Here is a 19,204-nt window from a genome sequence, read left to right on the forward strand (position 1 = left end):
GATGGGGATGCGGGTCTTGGGTGCGGTTGTCGGGGGTGACGCCTATCTGCTGTTCCGGCTGGGAAGCCGCCGCTGCGCCCTGGCGCAGGCGGCGGTGCGCGAGGTGCTGCCGCTGCCGCGGCTGTTCCGCCCGCCCGCCCTGCCGAAGCCGATGGCCGGCTACCTCAATTTGGGCGGCGCCGCGGTGCCGGTGGTCGACCTGGCGAAGCTGTTCGGCATCGCCACCAGCGCCGAGGCCGACCAGGCGCTGTACCGTCACATCCTTTTGATCGACGGCCCGGACGGCCATGCGCCGCTGGGGTTGCTGGTGGACCGCGTGCTGGACCTGCTGCGGGTGGTGCCCGAGCGGCTGCGCGCCGTGGCGCCCGAGGCGACGCTGAATGGCTGCGCCATCGCCGAGCTGGAGACGGCCGAGGGCTTCGTCCATCTGCTCGCCGCCGACCGGCTGCTGCTGTCGCAGGAGGCGGCGGCGCTGGCGGCGCTGCAGGAAGGGGCGGCGGCGCGGCTGGCGGAATGGAGCGGGCCGTGACGCCGCAGCCCGGGTCGCTGCCGGCTTTCACCCCGCATTTCCTGCCGGATGTCGACTTCACCCGGCTGAAGCGGCTGGTGATCGCGCGCACCGGGCATTTCTACTACCAGGACAAGGACGCGCTGCTGTGGGAGCGGCTGCGGCGGCGGCTGCGCGAGACCGGGCTGACCAGCGCCGGCGCCTATCTGTCGCGGCTGCTGGACGAGGCGCAGGGCCCGGCCGAATGGGCCGCGCTGGAAGCCGAGATCACCGTCGGCGAGACTTTTTTCTTCCGCTATGCCGAGCAGTTCGCGGCGCTGGCCGACACCATCCTGCCCGACATCCTGGCCCGCCATGGCGAGGAGAAAAGGATCCGCGCCTGGAGCGCCGGCTGCGCCATCGGCGCCGAGCCCTATTCCCTGGCCATCCTGCTGCACCGTCTGCTGGGCGACGCGCTGGAGCATTGGCGGCCGGCGCTGATCGGCAGCGACCTGAACGCGGCGGCGCTGGCCCAGGCGCGGCGCGGCGAATACAGCCGCTGGGCGCTGCGCACGCTGCCGGCGGAAGAGCTGGAGCGCGATTTCACCGCGGTCGAGAATGGAAGGCGCTTCCAGCTGCGGCCGCAGTTCCGCGCCATGGTGCAGTTCGAGCGGCACAACCTGCTGAGCCTGCTGGATGGCAGCAGCCCGCTGCAATTCAGCGAATTCGACCTGATCCTCTGCCGCAACGTGCTGATCTATTTCCACCCCGAGGTGGTGGAGCAGGTGGTGCGCGCGCTGGCCGAGCGGCTGCGCGAGGGCGGCTGGCTGCTGCTGGGCCATGCCGAGCCCAACCCCGCCTTCGCCGAGTTTTTGGACGTTGTGCAGCTGCCGGGGACGGTCGCGTACCGGCGGGGCGGCGCGCCGCGGCCGGCGCCGGTGGCCGCGGCCTTGCCGGTTCCGGTGATCGCGCCGCCGCTGCCCTTGCCGCTGGGGCCACCGGTCGTCGCCGCGCGCCCGGCGCCGCCGCCGCCCGTGGCAGCGCCCCCGCCCGACGCCGCCGACTGGCAGGCGGAGCTCGCCGCCGCGCGCGGCCGCGCCGATGCCGGCGACCTGGATGGCGCGCTGCAGGCCTGCCGCGCCGGGCTGCTGCTGCAGCCCACCGAGGCAGCGCTGCATTATTACGATGGGCTGATCCGCCGCGGGCTGCGCCAGCCGCGCGAGGCGGCGCAGGCCTTCCGCCGCGCGCTGTACCTGCAGGGCGATTTCGCCATGGCGCATTACCAGCTGGGCCTGCTGCTGCTGGACGAGGGCGAGCGCGCCGCCGGCCGCCGCGCTTTGACGGTGGCCGCCCGCATCGCCCAGGGCCAGCCGCCGGGCGCCCCGCTCGCCGAGGGCGACGGCATGACCGCGGCCGGTCTGCGCGACCTGGCGCGGCTGCAGCTCGACGCTGTCGACCGGATGGGGAGGGCCTGATGCCGAAGACGCTGCAAAGCCTGCCCTCCCTGGCGCATCGCGCCGAGCGCATCCTGCAGGAGCGCACCGCGGCCCTGGCCGCCCGCCCGGCGCTGCTGGCGCCGGCGGCGCCGAAGATCTCCCTGCTCGCCTGCGCGGTGGGGGCGGAGCTCTACGGGCTGCCGATCGCGGCCGTGGCCCAGGCGGTGCCGCAGGGACCCTGCGCCCGGCTGCCCGGGGCGCCGCCGGCGCTGCTCGGCCTGTTCGGCCAGGCGGGGCAGGTGTTCTGCGTGCTCGATCTCGGCGCGCTGTTCGGCCAGCCGGGCGATGCCGCCAGCCCCGGCCACTTCCTGCTGTTGCGGCATGACCGGGCCGCAGGCGCGCCGCGCTTCGCCCTGCGCGCCGACCGTGTCATCGGCGCGGTGCGCGTCGCCCCGCCGGACGAATCGGATGAAGAAGCCCGGCCGGCGGGCAGCCCGGTCACCGGCCATGCCCGGCTCGACGATGGCCGGCTGGTCGCGCTGCTGGCGCTCGACCGGCTGCTGCTGCCCTATCTTCCGGCGCCTTTCCCGACCCCTCGCGGAGCCTGAGCCTTGAGCATCGCCAATCGCATCCTTCTCGGCTTCACCGCCCTCACGCTGCTGCTGGTCGGGCTCGGGGTCTATGGGCTGAACCAGATCGGCGTGGTCACCCGCGCCACCGAGCAGATCGTCAGCCGCGACCTGATGACGCTGCGCCAGCTGATGGAGCTGCGCGACGCCGAGGCCGACATGCACGAGGCCCGCGCCCGCACCACCTCGCGCTTCCTGGTGCGCAGCCTGGGCCGCGAATTGCGCGGCGAGGACCCGGTGCAGGCCTGGCCCGGCCACCTGGCCCGGGCCGAGGGGCTGCTGCAGCAGATGGCGCAATCGGCCAACCAGAATGCGGCGGCGGCGCTGAGCAGCGACCGGCGCGACGGCTGGCAGCAGATCGGCCAGCTGCTGGCCCAGGCGCAGACGCCGCTGCGGCAGATCCGCGAGGCCAGCCAGGCGCAGTTCGCGGCGATCCGCGCCGAGGACCTGGCCCAGGTGCAGGGCATCGGCGAGGGCATCGTGCTGGCCCGCGCCGAGCTCGGCCGGCTGATCGACCGGCTGCAGGAGGCGGTGAATGCCAGCATCGCGACCGGCCAGCAGCGCGGCAACGAGATCTATGAGGAAAGCCGGCTGTCGGTCGCCCTGGTCCTGGTCGCCGCGGTGCTGCTGGCCATCGCCATCACCCTGGTGATCCGCCGTTCCATCGTGCAGCCGCTGGGCGCCTTCATGGCCTTCGTCGAGCGGGTCGGCCGCGGCGACCTGGGCGGCGAGGCGGCGATCACCGGGCGCGACGAGCTCGGCCGGCTCGGCGTCACGCTGAACGCCATGGTCGATGGCCTGCGCCAGCTGGCGCGGCAGAGCCGCGACGCGACCGAGAACCTGAACGCCGCCGCCGCCGAGATCCGCGCCAGCACGCAGGAGCAGGCGGCGAGCGTCGAGGAGCAGCTGGCCGCCGTGCAGGAGACGGCGGCGACCGTCGACGAGATCACCCATTCCGGCGTGCAGATCGGCAAGCGCGCGCAGGAGGTGATCGCCTCGGCCCAGGCCACCGCGCAGACCTCGACCGCGGGGCTCCGCGCCGTCGACGAGACGGTGCGCTCGATGGACCTGATCCGCGACCAGGCCGAGGCGGTGGCCGGCAATATCGTGGCGCTGTCGGAGAAGACCCAGGCGATCGGCGAGATCATCGCCAGCGTCAACGACATCTCCGAGCGCAGCCACCTGCTGGCGCTGAACGCCGCCATCGAGGCGGCGGCGGCCGGCGAGCAGGGCCGCTCCTTCGCCGTCGTCGCCGCCGAGATGAAGACGCTGGCCGACCAGGCCAAGGAGGCCACCGGCCAGGTGCGCTCGATCCTCGGCGACATCCAGCGCGGCATCAATTCCTCCGTCATGCTGACCGAGGAGGCGGTGAAGCGCGTCGCCGCCGGGCGTGAGCGCACCGACACCACCCATGCGACGATCACCGAGATCAGCAGCCGCATCCAGGAGAGCGTGCAGACCTTCCAGCAGATCGTGGCCAGCACCAACCAGCAGCAGCTGGGCATCGAGCAGGTGATGAGCGCGCTGCAGAACATCCGCCAGGCCAGCCAGCAGACCGCCGCCGGCACCCGCCAGCTGGACACCGCCGCGGCCAATCTGTCGCAGCTGTCGCAGCAGCTGGTCGGGCTCGCCGACCGCTACCGCCTCTGACCCAGCCGTCATGACCGACTTCCGCCAGGAACTGCTCGCCGCCTTCGGCATCGAGCACCAGGAGCATCTGGGCGCCATCCGCGCGGCGCTCGCCGCCGCCGGGCGCGGCCAGGTCTTCGACCTGCGCGATGTCTTCCGCCGCGCCCACAGCCTGAAGGGGGCGGCGCGCGCCGTCGACCTGCCGGTGGTGGAGGAGCTGGCGCATCGGCTGGAGGCGGTCTTCACCGCGGTGGGGGAGGCGGGGCTCAGCCTCGACGCCGCCGCCATCGCCGCCATCCAGCTCGGGCTGGACGGGATCGAGGGCTATGTCGCGGCGCTGGCCGGCGCGCCCGAGCCGGCGCCGCCCGAGGCGGCGCTGCGCGCGCTGGACGGGCTGGTCGCCATGCCCGCCCCGCCGCCATCCGCATCGCCGGCGGAGCCCGCGCCCGCCGCGGCGCCGGAGCCCGCCGCCGTTTCCGCGGAGCCCGGCCCGGCCATCGAATACCTCCGCGTTCCCGCCGCCCAGGTCGAGGCGCTGGCCGGCGCGGTGCATGCGCTGTCCGACAGCTTGGGCCGCCAGGCCGGGCTGGAGGCCGGGCTGCGCGGGCTGGAGGCGGCGATGCGCGGGCTGCGCCGCGACTGGGAGGGCCTGGCCGGCCTCGGCGGCAAGCGGGCCGAGGAATTCGGCCGTGGGCTGGGCCGGCTGTCGCGTGAGCTCGGCCAGCTGGCGCGCGCCCAGCGCGAGGCTGCCTGGACCGCCGAGGCCGCCGCCGCCCAGCTGCGCCGCGAGGCCGGCCGCATCAGCCTGGTCCCGGCCGAGACGGTGCTGGGCTCGCTCGGCCGCATGGCGCGCGAGCTGGCGCGCGATGCCGGCCAGCCGGTCGCCGTGCGGCTGGAGGGGCTGTCGCTGCAGGCCGATCGCCGGGTGCTGCAGGCGCTGAAGGACCCGGTGACGCATCTGCTGCGCAACGCGGTCAGCCACGGGCTGGACCGCCCGGCCGAGCGCGCCCGCCGCGGCAAGGCGGAGCAGGCCGAGATCACCCTGGCGCTGGAGGCGCGCGGCGGGCTGCTGGTGCTGCGCGTCGCCGATGACGGGCGCGGCCCGGATCTGGCGCGGATCGAGGCGGTGGCCATCCAGCGCGGCTTGCTGCCGGCCCGCGATGCCGCCACGCCGCCGCCGCCGGCGGAGCAGCTGCTGTCCCTGGTCTTCGAGCCCGGCTTCTCCACCGCCGAGGCGGTCGACCGCCTGTCCGGCCGCGGCATCGGCCTGTCGGTGGTGGCCGAGGTCGCGCGGTCGCTCCGCGGCACCGCCCGCCTGCGGCCCCGCTTCCCCTGGGGCGCCGAGGTCGAGATCGCCGTGCCGTTTTCCGCCGCCCGCCAGCCGCTGCTGCTGGTCGAGGCCGGCGGCCAGAGCTACGGCCTGCCCAGCCACGGGGTGGAACGGCTGCTGCGCCTGCCGGCCAGCGCGCTGGAAACCGTCGAAGGCCAGGCGGTCCTGCGCATCGAAACCGAGGGTCGCGACGTTATCGCCCCCGTGATGGCCCTGCCTGTCCTGCTCGGCGACCCGGCCATGCCCATTCCGGTGGAGGGCGGCCATGTCAAGGCGGTGCTGCTGCGAAGCGGCGACCGTCGCTGCGCCGTCGCGGTCGACGCGCTGCACGACCTGCGCGAGCTGGCGGTCGAGGCGCTGGCGCTGCCCGGCGTCGATCCCGCCCTCGTCACCGGCGTGACCCAGCCGGAAGGCGCGCTGCCGGCGCTGGTGCTGAGCCCGGAAGGCCTGGTCGCCCGCTGGCTGCGCGATGCCGGGCAGCTGGCCGGGGCCGGGCTGAGCTTGGCCGCCGCGCCGCAGGCCCGCCCGGCGGCCACCATCCTGGTGGTGGACGACTCGATCACCACGCGGACCCTGGAGAAGAGCATCCTGGAGGCGCAGGGCTTCCGCGTGCTGCTCAGCGTCGACGGGCTGGACGCGCTGACCCTGCTGCGCGGCGGCGACGTGCCGGTCGACCTGGTGGTGGCCGATGTCGAGATGCCGCGGATGGACGGCTTCGGCCTGCTGCAGGCGCTGAAGACCGACCCGCGCCTGGCCGCCATCCCGGTCATCCTGATGACCAGCCGCGCCGACCCGGCGGATATCCGCCGTGGCCTCGATCTCGGCGCCGGCGCCTATATCACCAAGCAGAAATTCGACCAGCGCGAGCTGCTGGCGACCATCGGCCAGATGCTGTGACGCCAGGGCCGGAGACTGCCGCCGCCGCCGCCGTGCGCGTCATGATCGTCGAGGATTCCCTCGTGGTCCGCCGGCTGCTGGCGCATATCGTCTCGCGCGACCCCCGGCTGACCCTGGTCGCCGCCGTGGCCTCGGCCGAGGAGGCGCTGCAGGAGCTGCCGCGCATCCGCCCCGACGTCATCTCGATGGATATCCGCCTGCCCGGCATCGACGGGCTGGAGGCGACGCGGCGCATCATGGCCGAGCAGCCGACGCCGATCGTCGTCATCGCCGACAGCGTCGAGGATTCGCTGCGCATCTCGATGAACGCGCTGCGCGCCGGCGCGCTGTCGGTGGTGGAGAAGCCGGTCGGCATGGCCACCGGCGGGCATGAGCGCATCGCCGAGACCATCTGCACCCAGCTCTACATCATGAGCCAGGTGCCGGTGATCCGAAGGCGGGGCGCCTTCCTGGACGGCCCGCTGGCGCTGCGCACGGCGCCGCCGCGCGCCGACCAGCCGCCGCAGCGCCCCGGGCTGATCGCCATCGCCGCCTCCACCGGCGGGCCGCCGGCGCTGGCCCAGGTGCTGGGCGCGCTGCCGGCGGATTTCCCGCTGCCGGTGCTGGTCGTCCAGCATATGGGCGGCAGCTTCATGGAGGGCTTCTCCCAGTGGCTGGACGGGCTGGTGGCGCCGCCCGTCGCCATCGCCCAGGAAGGCGAGGTGCCGCTGCCCGGCCGTGTCTACGTGGCGCCGGGCGACCGCCACCTGATGGTGACCGCGCAGGGCCGGCTGCGGGTCAGCGCCGAGCGGCCGATCGGCAGCCAGCGCCCGGCCGCCACCCTGCTGTTCCGCTCGCTGGCCGAGCATTGCGCCCCGCAATCCATCGGCGTGCTGCTGACCGGCATGGGCGAGGATGGCGCGCTGGGCCTGGCCGAGCTGCGCCAGGCCGGCGGCTATGCCATCACCGAGCATGAAAGCACCGCCGTGGTCTATGGAATGCCGGCCGCCGCGGTGCGGCTCGGCGGTTCCAGCCTGGCGCTGCCGCTGCCGATGATCGGGCCGCGGCTGCTGCAGCTGGCGGGCGTCGCCCCGCTGGGTGTTTCACCGCCATGACCGCGCCCGCGATCCTGCTGGTCGAGGATTCCGACACCCAGGCGCTGCAGATGCGCCGCCTGCTGGAGGCCCAGGGTTTTTCGGTCGCCCGCGCCGCCTCCGCCGAGCTGGCGCTGGAGCAGCTGAACGAGGCGCTGCCGGCCCTGGTCATCGTCGACTACCACCTGCCGGGGATGAATGGCGACGAGCTGGCGCGGCAGATCCGCCTCAGCACCCGCACCCGCGCCATCCCGGTGCTGATGCTGACCGAGGCGCGCGAAGGCGACCTGGAGCGCCAGGGCCTGGAATCCGGCGCCGATGCCTATGTGCCGAAATCAGCCGATCCGGCGCTGCTGCTGCTGCGGCTGCGCGCCCTGCTGCGCCGGCGCGAGGCCAGCGGCGCCGAGGAGCCCGCGCCCGCCCCGGCCGCCGCCGAGACCTTCCGCCGCGCCCGCCTGCTGGTGGTCGATGACAGTGCCACCTACCGCGCCTATCTGGCCGGGCTGCTCGGCCGCGACGGCCATGCGGTGCAGGCGGTGGACAGTGCCGAGGCGGCGCTGCAGGCCGTGGCCGGCGCGCCCGCGCCGCTGGACTGCGTCGTGCTCAACGCCTTCAGCCACCGCTTCGACGGCATTTCCCTCTGTGCCCGGCTGAACGCGCTGCGCGCCGCGGCGGGTCCGGGCAGCGACAGCACCGGCTTCCAGATCGTCGCGCTCGGCCATGACGGGCCGGCCGGGCGGGAGATGCTGGCCGGCATCTTCGAGGCCGGCGCCGACGACCTGGTGCCCGCCACGGCCGAAGCCAAGGTGCTGTCCTTGCGCATCCGCGCGGCCCTGCGCAGAAAGTTCCTGCAGGATGAGGACCGCCGCGCCGTCGCCGAGCGGCGCGACCGCGAGCTTTCGGTGCGCCATGCCCAGGCCGAGGCCGCCGCCGCCCAGGCCAAGGCCGCCCTGGCCGAGGCGCTGGCGCGCGCCAATGGCGAGCTGGAGGAAGCCAACCGCGCGCTGCGCGACACCCAGACCAAGCTGGTGCAATCGGCGAAGATGGCCTCGCTCGGTGAGCTGGTCGCCGGCATCGCGCATGAGATCAACAATCCGCTCGCCTTCATCGTCGCCCACCAGGCGACGGTGGAGCGGCTGCTCGGCCAGGTGCAGCCGATGCTGGCCGAGGGCTCGCCCGCCGCGCCGCTGGTGACCCGCTGCCGCGACCGCTCGCAGTCGATGACGCTGGGGCTGAAGCGCATCCAGGACCTGGTGCTGAACCTGCGGAAATTCTCCCGCCAGGACGACGCCTTCCAGCGCGTCAACGTGCCCGACGCGCTGGACACCGTGCTCGCCCTGCTGGCGCACAAGCTGGCCGACCGCATCGAGATCCGCCGCGGCTATCGCGCGGTGGCCGAGCTGCGCTGCTCGCCCTCGCTGCTGAACCAGGTGGTGATGAACATCATCAGCAACGCCGCCGACGCCATCGAGGGCCGCGGCAGCATCGCGGTGGAGACGGAGAACGACACGCAATTCTACCGCATCTGCGTCACCGATTCCGGCCCCGGCGTGCCGGAGGGCTTGCGCGAGAGGATATTCGAGCCATTCTTCACCACCAAACCGGTGGGCGCCGGCACGGGCCTCGGCCTCGCCATCGCCTACAATGTGATCCAGGCGCATGATGGCACGATCAGCGTCGGAAGCGGCCCGCAAGGCGGCGCCTGCTTCGTCGTGAGCGTGCCGATGCAGCCGGGACGCTGACACGCCGATGACCATGATGCCGGATCCGCCCGCCACCCTGCTGCTCGTCGATGACGAGCCGGAGATCCTTGTCGCTCTCTCCGACCTGCTGGAGGACGAGTTCCGCGTCCTGACCGCGAGCTCCGGCCCCGCCGCGCTGGCCCTGCTGGCGCACCAGCCGCCCGGGGCGCCGGAGGTGCATGCCATCCTCTCCGACCAGCGCATGCCGGAGATGACCGGCGATGTCTTCCTCGCCCGCGCCCGCGAGATCTGCCGCGCCGAGGCGCTGCTGCTGACCGGCTATGCCGACCTCGACGCGGTGATCAGCGCCGTCAACCACGGCCGCATCGCCGGCTACGCGCCCAAGCCCTGGGAACCGGCGGCGCTGCTCAGCATGGTGCGCAGCGCCGTCGAGCGCTTTCGTCTCGCCCGCGCGCTGGAGACCGAGCGCGCCCTGCTGCAGGGGCTGCTGGCGTCGTCGGCCGATGCGCTGTCCTTCAAGGATCGCGGCGGCCGCTTCATCCGGTTGAACGCCGCCAAGGCGCAGGCGCTGGGCCGCAGCATCGAGGCCAGCCTGGGCCTCGAGGAAGCAGCCCTCCTGCCCGAGCCCGGCCGCAGCGCGCTGCATGTCGCCGAGGCGGAGGCCTATGCCGCCGGCCGCGCGACCGAGACGCTGGAGCAGCGCGCCGCCGGCGGCGGCGCGCCGCGCTGGATCCGCACCATCCGCATCCCCGTCCATGGCGGCGACGGCGAGGCGCGGCATCTCGCCACCATCGAGCACGACATCACCGAGCAGCGGCTGATGGAGGAGCGGCTGCACCAGGCCGAGAAGATGCAGGCGCTGGGCACCATGGCCGGCGGCGTCGCGCATGACTTCAACAACCTGCTGACCGCCATCCTCGGCAGCCTGGAGCTGCTGCTGCACAGCAACCTCGCCGAGCCGCGCCAGGTGGTGCTGGCGCGCAACGCCATCAAGGCGGCCGAGCGCGGCTCCACCCTGACCCAGCGCCTCCTCAGCTTCAGCCGCAAGCGGGAGCTGCAGCTGCGGGCCACCGACGTCAACCAGCTGGTCGGCGAGCTCGAGGACCTGCTGCTGCGCTCGATCGGCCAAGCCGAGCTGCGCCATCGCCTCGACGCCGACCTCTGGCCCGCCATGGTCGACCCCGAGCAGCTCGGCCTCGCCTTGCTCAACCTCTGCATCAACAGCCGCGACGCCATGCCCGGCGGCGGCAGCATCACCATCGCCAGCGGCAACCGCCGCATCCTGGACGACCAGGTGCCGGACCTGGCGGCCGGCGACTATGTCTCGCTGCGCGTCATCGACACCGGCAGCGGCATGGCGCCCGTCGTGCTCGGCCAGGCCTTCGAGCCCTTCTTCACCACCAAGGAGGTCGGCAAGGGCACCGGCCTCGGCCTGTCCATGGTCTATGGGCTGACGCGGCAATCGGGCGGCACCACCACCATCGCCAGCGCGCCGGGCGAAGGCACCACCGTCGAGCTGCTGCTGCCCCGCGCCGGCGCCCCGGTGCAGGCGGTCGTCGAGGACACCGCCGCGCCCGCGACGCCGCCGCGCCAGGCCACGGTCCTGGTGGTCGATGACGACCACGGCGTGCGCGGCGTCACCGCCACCTTCCTGGCCGATCTCGGCCACCGCGTGCTGGAAGTCGCCGATGGCGAAGCGGCCCTGGCCCTGCTGCATGAGGGCGAGGAGATCGGGCTGCTGGTCACCGACCTGATCATGCCGCGCATGTCGGGCCGCGAGCTCGCCGAGCGCGCCCGCGACCTGCGGCCGGGACTGCCGGTGCTGGTGCTCACCGGATATGCAGACGCGGCGCCATTGGCCGCGGGGCAGCCGGTGCTGCGCAAGCCGTTCAGGCTCGGCGATCTCGCCAAAAGCGTGGAGACGCTGCTCAGGTAGCAAGCAAGGCCAGGGGGAGGAATTCCCCTGGACCCCATCTTTTTTCTATCGAATGAGACTTGCCGCCTTTTCGGCGATCATGATGACGGCGGGCTGGATGTTGGTCGAGGGCACCAGCGGCATCACCGAGGCATCCACCACCCGCAAACCCTCGACACCGCGCACCCGCAGCGACGGATCCACCACCGCCCGGTCGTCGCTGCCCATCCGACAGGTGCCGCAGGGATGATACACGGTCGTGCCCGCGCGACGGATATAGGCCAGCAGGCTGTCATCATCATTGTCGTCGGGCGGCGGCGCCACCTCTTCCTCCACCAGGTCGGCGAAGGGCGCGGTGCGGCCGATGCGCCGGCCGAGCCGCGCGGCGGCCACCATGGCGCGCTGGTCGCCCGGCGCCGACAGGTAGTTCGCCTCGATCACCGGCGGCGCCGCCGGATCGGGGCTGCGCAGCCGCAGCTCGCCGCGGCTGTCCGGCCGGCACTGGCCGAAATTGATCATCACGCCCGGATGCTTCGGCAGCACATAGCCGGTGCTGGCCAGGCTGAAATTGATGAACTGGAACTGCACCTCGGCTTCCTCGGCGCCCGGCGTCACGCGGGCGAAGCTGGTCGCCTCCGTGGCCCCCACCGCCAGCGGCCCGTCGCGCCGCAGCGCATAGCCCATCGCCGTCGCCGCCAGCCGCAGCGGATTGGCCATGATCTCGTTCATCGTGCCCGCCGCCCGCGTGCGGAAATTCAGCCGCGCGATCAGATGGTCCTGCAGGTTGCGCCCGACGCCCGGGCTATGCGCCTGCACCGGAATGTCCATCGCCTGCAGCGCGGGCCCGTCGCCGATCCCCGACAGCATCAGCAGCTTCGGCGAGGCGATCGACCCGGCGCAGAGGAGCACCTCGCGCCCCGCCAGGAAATGCTCCTCCCCCGCATGGCCGGCGCGCTGCGCGGCGACGCCGATGGCCCGCCCGTCGCGCAGCAGGATGCGCCGCACATCGACGCCGGTCAGCACGCGTAGGTTGGGCCGCTTGCGCGCCGGCGCCAGATAGGCCCGCGCCGTGCTGACCCTGCGCCCGCCGCGGACGTTCATCTGCACCGGCATGACGCCGTCGATCGGGCCGTTGTTCATGTCGGCATTGAACGGCATGCCCGAGGCCTCGCAGGCGGCGATGAAGGCGCGCGCGCCGGGCGACAGCTTCGTCACCTGGCCGACCGGCAGCGGCCCGCCTTCGCCGCGCGTGTCACCGGCGGGGCCCGCCCAGTCCTCCATCTTGCGGAAGAAGGGCAGCACCTCGTCATAGGACCAGCCGCGGGCCCCGGCCTGCGCCCAGCGGTCGAAATCCCGCGGCGAGCCCCGAAGGAACACCAGCCCGTTGATCGACCCGGACCCGCCCAGCACCTTTCCGCGCGGCCAGTTGATGCGGCGGTCGGCGAGCTCGGCTTCCGGCTCGGTCGCGAATTTCCAGTCGTAGCGGCCGCTGGCGAAAAGTCGCGCATAGCCGGCCGGAACATGGATCCAGGGGTCGCGGTCCTCCGGCCCCGATTCCAGCAGCAGCACGCGGTTGGAAGGATCTTCCGACAGCCGCGCCGCCAGCACGCAGCCGGCGGATCCGCCGCCGACAATGATATAATCTGCCGATTCGTCCACGGTGCCCGCCTCAGGTCATCATCATGCCGCCGGCGACGTCGACCACCTGCCCGGTGACGAAGGAAGCCTCCTCCGAGCTGAGGTAGAGCGCAAGATCCGCGACCTCCTCCGGCCGCCCCAGCCGCCCGAGCGGCGTCGCCGCCACCTGCCCGGCATTGACCGCGTCGCCCACCGTGCGGATCAGCGGCGTGTCGATCCGCCCCGGCGCGATGGCGTTGACGCGGATGCCGTAGCGGCCGAGCTCGCCCGCCAGATGCTTGGTCAGCCCGATCAGCGCCGCCTTGGTCGCCGCGTAATGCGCGCCGACCACCACCGAATGCGTGCGCCCGGCGACCGAGGACATGTTGACGATGGCGCCCCAGCCGGCCTCGCGCATGCCTGGCGTCAGCAGCCGGATGGCGTTGAAGCAGCCGTTCAGGTTGACGTCGACGACGCGCTCCCATTCCTCCGGCGCCATCTCCCAGGCCTCATGCGCGCGGCCGCCATGCTTGGGCGAGATGCCGGCATTGTTGACCAGCACGTCGAACTTGCCGCCCAGCTTCTGCTCGAGCGCAGTGACCGCGATGGACAGCGCCGGGAAATCGGCGACATCGGCGGTGGCCGCGGCCGCCTGGCCACCGGCGGCATTGATCGTGGCGGCGGTGGCTTCGGCGCGCTCGGCATAGGCGTCGAGCACGCCGACGGCGGCGCCGCGGCGGCCGAAGGCCTCGGCGATGGCGGCGCCGATGCCCTGGCCGGCGCCGGTGACGAGGACGAACCGCCCGGCATGGCTCGGCCGGGATTGCAGCTCTTGCGGCATCACGCTTCCTTCAAATACCGAGATAGGCGCGGCGCACATGGTCGTCGCGCAGCAGGGCCTCGCCGCTGTCGGTCATGACGATCTCGCCGTTCTCCAGCACATAGCCGCGGTCGGCGATGTTCAGCGTGCGGAACACATTCTGCTCGACGATCAGCACGGTGACGCCGGTGGCCACGATCTTCTCCACCACGTCGAAGACCTGGGCCACGATGATCGGCGCCAGGCCGAGCGAGGGCTCGTCGAACATCAGCAGCTTCGGCCGCGCCATCAGCCCGCGGGCGATGGCCACCATCTGCTGCTCGCCGCCCGAGAGCGATCCCGCATGCTGCTCCAGCTTCTCCCGCACGCGGGGGAAGAGGTCCATCACCTCGTCCATGGTGGTGGCCATGCGCGCCCGGGCCTGCGGCGTGTAGGCGCCCATGCGCAGGTTGTCGCGCACCGACATGAAGGGGAAGAGCTGCCGCCCCTCCGGGATCAACGTGATGCCGCGCGCCACCACCTCATGCGGCGACAGCTTTTCGATCGGCTCGCCCTCGAAGGTGATGCTGCCGGCAGTGGGTCGCACCAGGCCGGCGATGCTGCGGAGCGTCGTCGTCTTGCCGGCGCCGTTGGCGCCGACGATGGTGACGACCTCGCCCTTCTGCACCGTGACGTTGATGCCGTGCAGGATGGTGGTGCGGCCATAGCCGGCCTGGACGTCATTCAGCGTGAGCATGGGAAAAATCCTTCCCCAGATAGGCCTCGACGACGACCGGGTCGCGCACGACATCGGCCGGCAGGCCCTCGGCGATGACGCGGCCGGAATTCAGCACCACGACGCGGTCGGACAGCGCCATGATCGCCTGCATCACATGCTCGATGGCGATGATGCTGACGCCGCTGTCGCGGATGCTCTCGACCAGGCGGATGGCGCGGCGCACATCGGTCTGGTTCAGCCCGGCCATCACCTCGTCCAGCAGCAGGATGCGCGGCTGCATCGCCATGACGCGGGCGATCTCCAGCCGCTTCAGCCCGCCGATGGTCAGGCTGCGCGCCTCCAGGTCGCGCTGCGCCCAGAGCCCCATGCGCTGCGCCGTCTCCAGCGCCGCCTCCCGCGCCGCGGCGCGGCTGGGATGCTTGTGGAAGGCGCCGATCATGATGTTTTCCAGCACCGTCATCGCAGCAAATGGCTGCACGATCTGGAAGGTGCGGCCGATGCCGGCCTGGGCATAGCCATGCGGCGAGCCGGGCGTGGCGAAGCTGCCATCCGCCAGCCGCAGTTTTACGAGTCCGCTGTCGGGGGCGAGAAACCCCGAAAGCTGGTTGAACAGCGTCGTCTTGCCCGCGCCATTCGGCCCGATGATGCCCAGCACTTCGCCCTGGCGCAGCGTCAGATTGACCTGCTGGGTCACCGCCAGCCCGCCGAAGTGCTTTTCCAGGTTTTCCGCGACCAGGATGGGTTCGCCGATGGCGCGCGGCGTCGCCGAGCGCGGCGTGGCGGGCAGGGGGGCTGCGGCTTCCACATCCTGGCGCGGCGGGTCGCGGCGTCGGCGCAGCAAGCCCGCAAGACCGTCGGGAACAAAAAGAACGATCAGCACCAGCACCGTGCCGTAGACGAAGCCGTGCAGCCCGAGCGCCGAGGCGCCGAGCCAGCCGCGCGCCAGCTCGGTCAGCGGCACCACCAGCAGCGTGCCCAGCAGCGGCCCGATCACCGTGCCGATGCCGCCGATCAGCGCGAACATCGCGATCTGCACCGAGAAGGCCAGCGAGAACATCGCCTCCGGCTCGATGAAGGTCAGGTACATGCCGTGGAAGGTGCCGACCATCGAGGTCAGCGCCGCCGACAGCGCGACGGCGTAGAGCCGCATGCGCAGCGTGTCGATGCCGGCCGCCGCCGCCGCCGCCTCGCGCTCGCGGGTCGCGACCAGGTAGTAGCCGAAGCGGGCATGGCGGATCCAGCCGGTGACGGCGACGGTCAGCGTCAGCAGCCCGAGCGCGATCAGCAGCGAGGGCCAGCGCTCGAAGAAGATCATCCAGGCCCAGCCGGTCTGCAGCGGCACCATCAGCCCGACAGCGCCGCCGGTCAGGCCGGTGAAATGCAGCGCCAGCAGCCGGATCACCTGCAGGAAGGCGATGGTGGCGAGCGCGAAGAAAGGCCCGCGCAGGCGGAAGCAGGGCAGGCCGATGGCGACGCCGACCATGGCCGAGATCGCCGCGCCCGCGAGCATGCCGAACCAGGGCGAGATGCCGAGCGGCACCAGCAGCCCGGCCGTGTAGGCGCCGATGCCGTAGAAGATGGCGTGGCCCAGCGACAGCTGCCCGGCGAAGCCGCCGACGATGTTCCAGGCCGTGGCGAGCGCGCCGTAGAGGCAGATGGTGATGAAGACGTGGAAGACGAAATCATCGCCGATGACGTAGGGCACGGCGAAGAGCGCGATCAGCAGCGCCACCACGGCAGCGATCCCGGGGTCGATGCGGCGGCGCGGGGGGGTGGGCGCGTCGAGGGTCAGGTCGCTCATGCGCCTCACTCCGAGCCGCGGCCGAGGCCGAAGAGGCCGGTCGGGCGCAGCAGCAGGATCAGGATGAAGAGGCCGAAGATCACCACCTCCTTCAGGTCGGGGGCGATGTAGAAGCCGCTCAGGCTGTCGACCAGCCCGATCAGCAGCGCGCCGATGAAGGCGCCGTGCAGGCTGCCCATGCCGCCCAGCACGACGACGACGAAGGCGGTCAGCACGAAATAGGTGCCGACGGTGGGCGAGGTCGGATAGACCGGCGCCACCAGCGCCGCCGCCAGGCCAACGCAGGCGGCGCCGATGCCGAAGGTCACCATGTAGATGCGGTTGACGTCGACGCCCATCAGCTGCGCCGCCGCCCGGTGCTGCGCGGTCGCGCGGATCGCGCGGCCGAGGAAGCTGCGCTCCATGAAGAAGTGCAGCCCGGTGACCACGGCGATGCCGGCGCCGAACATGACGAGCTGGCCGACGACGACGCGGAACGGGCCGAACAGGATCGGGTCGCGCACATGGGCGGCCGGCGTCGCGTAGAGATCGGCGCCGAACAGCAGCAGCGCCAGGTTGATCAGCGCGGTGGACAGGCCGACGGTGGCAAAGATCTGCACATGGGCGTCGCGCGCCTCCAGCAGCGGCTGCAGGATGAAGCGCTGGATGGCGACGCCGATGACGAAGAGCACCAGCACCAGCGGCGGCGCCAACAAATAAGGATGCAGGCCGAGCTTGGTGGTGCCGATCCAGGTCAGGTACATCCCCGCCATCAGCAGCTCGCCATGCGCGAAGTTCACCAGCCGGATGATGCCGAAGATCAGGGTCAGGCCGACGCTGATGATGGCGAAGAGCCCGCCCAGCATCAGCCCGTTCAGCACGAGCTGCAGGAAGGTGTCCATGATCTTCTCCCCCCGGAGGTGCCGTCGGCGTCAGCGGTGCAGGCGCATCTCGGAGACGGCGGCGTTCGGCGGGAAGACGGTGACCAGGCGGCCATCCTGCCACTGCATGCCCATCATCTTGGCGCGCTCGTTCTGCCCGTCGGGGCCGAACTTCACGCCCCAGCCCTCGGCGGTCTGGCCGTCGGGCACGTCGACGGCGGCCACGGCGGCGCGGATGTCATCGGCCGAGAACGACTTCGCGGCGGCGATAGCGTCCAGGAAGACCTTGGCGCCGACATAGTTGCCGAGGCTGTGGCCGGAGCGCGGCTCCATGTTATAGCGCGCGCGATAGGCGGCGACGAAGGTCTCGATGCCCGGCGCCGCGGCGGGGTTGATGGCGAATTGCGTGAAGTCGATGTTCAGCGCGCCGTCGATGACCTCGGCGCCCACCGCCTGCATGGTCTCGCGCAGCGAATAGCCGCCGCCGCCGCCGATGATGGCGCGCGGGCGGAAATTGGCCTCCCGCGCCTGGCGGAAGAACAGCACCGTGTCGTTCTGGTAGGAGGTCTGCAGCACCACATCGGCGCGCGCCGCCTGTAGCCGCAGGATCAGCGACGACATGTCGACGATATTGGCGGGATAGGGCAGGGTCTCGACGATGTTCAGCCCGTGCTCGCGGGCCAGCGCCGCCTGGAAGCGGCCGACGGTGGTGCCGTAGAGGCTGTCCTCGTGGATGATGGCCAGGCGCAGGGCCTTGGGCTCGACTGACAGGCCCGGGGCCACGGCGTTGGTCACCATCTCGATCGAGCGCGCCGCCATGTCGCGCGCCGTCGGATTGGTGCGGAACAGGTAGCGGAACTTGCGGTCGGTGATGGCGTCCGACACCGCGCCCATCTCGAAATACGGGATGCGGGCCAGCTCGGCGACCTGGCTGGCCACCTGGCTGCGCGCGGAGGAATAGGTGCCGAAGATGGCGCGCACGCTGTTCACCGAGATCAGCCGCCGCGCCTCGGCCACCGCCTGGTTGTTGTCGACGGCGTCGCCGCGCACCAGAACGATCTTCTCGCCACGGATGCCGCCCGCGGCGTTGCGCTCCTCGACCGCGAGCTCGAGCCCGCGCCAGCTTTCGTCGCCCAGCACGGCGAGCTCGCCGCTGAAGGGGAAGAGCGCGCCGAGGCGCAGCTCCGCCTGGGCCGCGCTCGCCGTCAGTCCGAAGCCCAGTCCCGCCAGCGCGCCCAGCATCAGCCGGCGGCCGCCTGTCCAGTCGATCATCCGAACCTCCCGTTTTGATTGCGCCGGCGCTTCAAGCGTCGCCTGGTCGCAGCAGTATCTTTGTCGCGCCGCGCTGCCGCGCGGTTTCGAAACCTTCCAAGGCCGCGGCGAGCGGCAGCTCGGCCGAGACCATCTGCGCCAGCTCGGCGCGATGCGCCGGATCGGCCAGCAGCGCCAGCACCGCCGGCCAGGCGGCGCGCGTCGTGTCATGCGCCGCGCGCAGCTGCTGCTTGTTGCGGACGAATTCCGTCACCGGCAGCGGGAAGGGCGCGGCATGGATGCCGGCGATGGTGAAGACGCCGCCGGAACGCAGCACCGCAAGCCCCTCGGCGATGGAGGCGATGACGCCGGTCGCCTCGATCACCCGGTCGACCTTTTCCCCATATTCTGCCTGCACCGCGGCGGCGAGGCTGGTCGACGACAGATCGACCAGCGCGCGCAGGCCCATTCGCGCGGCGCAATCCAGCCGAAGCTTGTCGTTGAAGCCGGCCAGCAGCACGCGGGCGCCGCGCTGCCGAGCCATCCAGGCGATGGCCAGCCCGATCGGGCCGGGGCCGAGCACCAGCACCGCCTCGCCAGGCTGCACGCCGGCGACCTCCACCGCGTTCCAGGCGATGGTCAGTGGTTCTGCCAAGGCGCCCAGTTCAACGGGCACGCCCTCGGGCAGCTTGAAGCAGTTCCCCGCCGGCGCCAGCACGGCTGACGAAAAACCGCCGTCGCAATGCAGGCCCAGGATGCGTCGGGCCTGGCAGTCCTGCATCCGCCCCTCGCGGCAGGCACGGCAGGTGCCGCAGCCGATGGTGGGCCAGGCGGTGACGGCGTCGCCCACCGCGAAATCTGTGACGCCCTCGCCGACATTCGTGACCACGCCGGCGAACTCGTGGCCAAGCGTGAACGGCATGTGGGGCGCCATGAACTCGTAGCCCGGCGTCCATTCATAGGCATGGATGTCGCTGCCGCAGATGCCGGCGGCGGCGATGCGGATGGCAAGCTCGCCGGGGGCAGGGGGGCCGGGCG

Annotated in this window: 15 protein-coding genes; 8 read left to right on the top strand and 7 right to left on the bottom strand. The window is 72.2% G+C overall.

Features of this window, described 5'->3' with window-relative positions; translation table 11 throughout:
• The first annotated feature begins 16 nt into the window (after positions 1 to 16).
• Genes GVN67_RS11480 through GVN67_RS11515 form a run of 8 tightly spaced genes read left to right on the top strand, consistent with a single transcriptional unit; the run spans position 17 to position 11,120 of the window.
• Positions 17 to 529: a chemotaxis protein CheW gene (locus GVN67_RS11480; protein ID WP_235035249.1), complete on the top strand. Its 513-nt coding sequence runs from the start codon at positions 17 to 19 to the stop codon at positions 527 to 529.
• Entirely contained in the window at positions 526 to 1,962 is a 1,437-nt protein-coding gene (locus tag GVN67_RS11485) for a protein-glutamate O-methyltransferase CheR (protein ID WP_235035250.1), read from the top strand. The genes GVN67_RS11480 and GVN67_RS11485 overlap by 4 nt, the downstream gene beginning before the upstream one ends.
• Positions 1,962 to 2,531, top strand: coding sequence for a chemotaxis protein CheW (locus GVN67_RS11490; protein WP_159995955.1), 570 nt, complete (start codon positions 1,962 to 1,964; stop codon positions 2,529 to 2,531). Before GVN67_RS11485 ends, GVN67_RS11490 begins: the two co-directional genes overlap by 1 nt.
• 3 nt (positions 2,532 to 2,534) lie before the next feature.
• Complete coding sequence (locus GVN67_RS11495; protein WP_159995957.1) at positions 2,535 to 4,202, top strand: methyl-accepting chemotaxis protein; 1,668 nt, start codon at positions 2,535 to 2,537, stop codon at positions 4,200 to 4,202.
• A 10-nt stretch (positions 4,203 to 4,212) separates the two neighbouring features.
• On the top strand, positions 4,213 to 6,408 hold the full coding sequence (locus GVN67_RS11500; RefSeq protein WP_159995959.1) for a response regulator: 2,196 nt from the start codon (positions 4,213 to 4,215) through the stop codon (positions 6,406 to 6,408).
• Between the two features lie 41 nt (positions 6,409 to 6,449).
• Entirely contained in the window at positions 6,450 to 7,502 is a 1,053-nt protein-coding gene (cheB, locus tag GVN67_RS11505; RefSeq protein WP_159995979.1) for a chemotaxis-specific protein-glutamate methyltransferase CheB, read from the top strand.
• Complete coding sequence (locus tag GVN67_RS11510; RefSeq protein WP_159995961.1) at positions 7,499 to 9,223, top strand: response regulator; 1,725 nt, start codon at positions 7,499 to 7,501, stop codon at positions 9,221 to 9,223. Before cheB ends, GVN67_RS11510 begins: the two co-directional genes overlap by 4 nt.
• A 7-nt stretch (positions 9,224 to 9,230) precedes the next feature.
• Positions 9,231 to 11,120, top strand: coding sequence for a response regulator (locus GVN67_RS11515; protein WP_159995963.1), 1,890 nt, complete (start codon positions 9,231 to 9,233; stop codon positions 11,118 to 11,120).
• 45 nt (positions 11,121 to 11,165) lie between these two features.
• Here GVN67_RS11515 and GVN67_RS11520 read toward each other — a convergent pair whose 3' ends face one another.
• The 7 genes from GVN67_RS11520 to GVN67_RS11550 form a co-directional block, all read right to left on the bottom strand.
• On the bottom strand, positions 11,166 to 12,758 hold the full coding sequence (locus GVN67_RS11520; protein WP_159995965.1) for a GMC family oxidoreductase: 1,593 nt from the start codon (positions 12,756 to 12,758) through the stop codon (positions 11,166 to 11,168).
• Positions 12,759 to 12,768: 10 nt separating this feature from the next.
• Positions 12,769 to 13,557, bottom strand: coding sequence for a 3-oxoacyl-ACP reductase FabG (gene fabG, locus GVN67_RS11525; protein ID WP_159995967.1), 789 nt, complete (start codon positions 13,555 to 13,557; stop codon positions 12,769 to 12,771).
• 10 nt (positions 13,558 to 13,567) lie between these two features.
• Complete coding sequence (locus GVN67_RS11530; RefSeq protein WP_159995969.1) at positions 13,568 to 14,272, bottom strand: ABC transporter ATP-binding protein; 705 nt, start codon at positions 14,270 to 14,272, stop codon at positions 13,568 to 13,570.
• Entirely contained in the window at positions 14,256 to 16,055 is a 1,800-nt protein-coding gene (locus GVN67_RS11535) for a branched-chain amino acid ABC transporter ATP-binding protein/permease (RefSeq protein WP_159995971.1), read from the bottom strand. Before GVN67_RS11535 ends, GVN67_RS11530 begins: the two co-directional genes overlap by 17 nt.
• Before the next feature lie 5 nt (positions 16,056 to 16,060).
• On the bottom strand, positions 16,061 to 16,936 hold the full coding sequence (locus GVN67_RS11540) for a branched-chain amino acid ABC transporter permease (RefSeq protein WP_159995973.1): 876 nt from the start codon (positions 16,934 to 16,936) through the stop codon (positions 16,061 to 16,063).
• A 30-nt stretch (positions 16,937 to 16,966) separates the two neighbouring features.
• Entirely contained in the window at positions 16,967 to 18,187 is a 1,221-nt protein-coding gene (locus GVN67_RS11545; RefSeq protein WP_200845229.1) for an ABC transporter substrate-binding protein, read from the bottom strand.
• Between the two features lie 31 nt (positions 18,188 to 18,218).
• The coding region (locus GVN67_RS11550) for a zinc-binding dehydrogenase (RefSeq protein ID WP_159995975.1) at positions 18,219 to 19,204 on the bottom strand (986 nt) is incomplete at its 5' end.

The sequence above is a fragment of the Roseomonas sp. 18066 genome, assembly GCF_902706185.1.
Lineage (GTDB): Bacteria > Pseudomonadota > Alphaproteobacteria > Acetobacterales > Acetobacteraceae > Pseudoroseomonas.